This window comes from Myxacorys sp. (genome assembly GCF_059501405.1).
The window spans coordinates 1-2,131 of the sequence record NZ_JCACCM010000067.1; the positions used below are offsets into that span (position 1 = coordinate 1).

At 44.2% G+C, this 2,131-nt stretch carries 3 protein-coding genes; 2 read left to right on the forward strand and 1 reads right to left on the reverse strand.

The features are described from left to right. Positions 1 to 51 precede the first annotated feature (51 nt). Positions 52 to 534: a tellurite resistance TerB family protein gene (locus AC5I6P_RS06700; protein WP_495692972.1), complete on the reverse strand. Its 483-nt coding sequence runs from the start codon at positions 532 to 534 to the stop codon at positions 52 to 54. A 274-nt stretch (positions 535 to 808) separates the two neighbouring features. Between AC5I6P_RS06700 and AC5I6P_RS06705 the strand changes: the two genes are divergently transcribed. Both AC5I6P_RS06705 and AC5I6P_RS06710 read left to right on the forward strand, forming a co-directional pair. Beyond that, a complete protein-coding gene (locus tag AC5I6P_RS06705; RefSeq protein WP_495692973.1) occupies positions 809 to 1,117 on the forward strand; it encodes a transposase in 309 nt (102 codons plus the stop codon). A gap of 20 nt (positions 1,118 to 1,137) precedes the next feature. Beyond that, a complete protein-coding gene (locus AC5I6P_RS06710; RefSeq protein WP_495692974.1) occupies positions 1,138 to 1,662 on the forward strand; it encodes a transposase in 525 nt (174 codons plus the stop codon). Positions 1,663 to 2,131: the final 469 nt, after the last annotated feature.

Below are 2,131 nucleotides of genomic sequence, written 5' to 3' on the forward strand. Positions count from 1 at the left end.
AGCGAGAATAACTATATGTCTTCTAGATTAAGCTATTGCCGATTAAGTCTATTATGGATGGAAGAATGTGGCTAATCCAGAATTTACCGCATGGATCATCGTGTCAGATTGACCAAGCTCTTGATCTGCTGCCCATTCGACTGCCTGCACCCTATCTTCTGACAGTCCTAGGAGATCCACTAGGCGACGATAAGCAGCTTTTTCATCCGCCGTAATCGGGTTCTCGTCCGGGTTAGGCGCTCCCCCCGCCTGGATAACCATGTATCCTAATTTCAGAACCAGTTCTCGATCTTCAACTGTCTTTAGGGTCGGGACTGACTCTTCTAGAGGAATGTTCTGTCCCAGATAGTCTTGAAGCTCCTGTCGTAGAGCCTGCTTCTCAGCAACATCGGTTGTAAAAAGGCTAACAAACTGATCTATCATCAACCCTGCTTCTTCAGAAGTTAACTTTCCATCTGACCAAGCCATCGAACAAACGATCCGAAAAACGTTCATTTGCTGTGGAGAAATACTGGGAGGGGGCGGCGTTATCATAAGTCCTTCTCGCTCAAAAGCTAGAGGAATATAGGTCTAAATTTGTTTTGCTTAGTTAGTAAATAGGCAGGTCAATTAGGCCACTTCCTACGGACAACTAGCAGATTAGGATTGCAGCGTTTCCTAAATAATTCAATTTTACCGATCTTTAGGCTAAGCCACTAAAACGATAACAAAACTATTCCAAATGCTACAAGAATTCTATATCTATAGAACCCATTTGAGATCTTTTAGAATGTGAATTAGGTGCTCAAACTTACCTAATTCAGATACCATGGCCTATTCCAGCGACCTCACTGATGAAGAATGGGAAATCTTTGAACCCCTGCTGCTTGAACTATTACCGAAGAAGAAACAAACTCGTCCATCAAACTGGACAAAACGAGACATCTTCAACGGCATCCTCTCCCAACTCAAAAATGGTTGCAACTGGTGTGACTTGCCAAACGACTTCCCCCCTTACTCAACCGTCTATTGGCACTACAAGCAATGGCGAGTTGCAGGCGTGTTCGACCAACTCATGAGTGTGTTACATCAACAGGTGCGTCAGCAAGTAAAAAAAAGCCAAAGTGGACAACCTTAATCATCATCGACTCGCAAGCGGTGAAGAATACATGTAATGCCAGTGTGGGCTCCAAGGGATACTGTTTTTACAAAGCAACCAATGGGATAAAAAGACATCTAGCCATTGATACGCTTGGCTTTCCCTTCTTTACCCACTGCACGGCGGCTAATGTATCTGACGATGTCGGATTGGTTGAACTGTTGACGCTCAACATCGACTATTTCAAAGCAAAACCCGTCAATATTCCCAAAATTACTATCCTGCTAGACTACGGCTATCACATTGACTATTTGACGAGTGAGTTGAAGCGGATTTATCCGCAGATCATGACGAAAATCAGATTTGAACGCTCAACCAAACCCTCGAAACAAGAAAAGGCAGCCCAAGGCAAATCGGGATTTGTTCCAGCAGTCGCACGATGGGTGATTGAACGCTCGAATGCGTGGATGGAGCGTTGTAAAATCTTGGTCAAGAACTTTGAGCGAACGCTAGCCAAGGCCACAACTAAGCTCAACCTTTGCTTCATCAGGCTCATGATTAAGCGCCTTGCATCCCCTTCCTGAGATCTCAAATGGGTTCTATAGATGCAGTAAGCGCGATCGCTCACAGTAAAGGCATCAAATCACAACCCGAACTGCTCACCGCAGGAGGGAATAGCTCACCTATGACACTGCCACAGATACCTGCTATAAAATTATTTTGATAGGAAACTGGTAAAGATGTCTCCTGAACCTGAGAAAAACGCTGATCTAGCCACAGGTTTATGCTGAATGAAAGATTTTCTGTTTTGCTTTCTTTACCTCATTGGTCACAAGGACACTAAAATTGAGGTGACAGGACAACGGGTTAGATGCCATATTATTGATTCGCGCTCAGACAAGATCATCTTCGCCAATGCCGCTTCTCAAAATTCCGCTATCTTCAAAAAAGTCTATCATTCAATTCAGTAGACAAAAGAGGTGCAGGTACTCTCAACTGTTGAGAGTACCTGCACCTCTTGCAACTATTACCCTGGCGATGCGCTATTTTGAC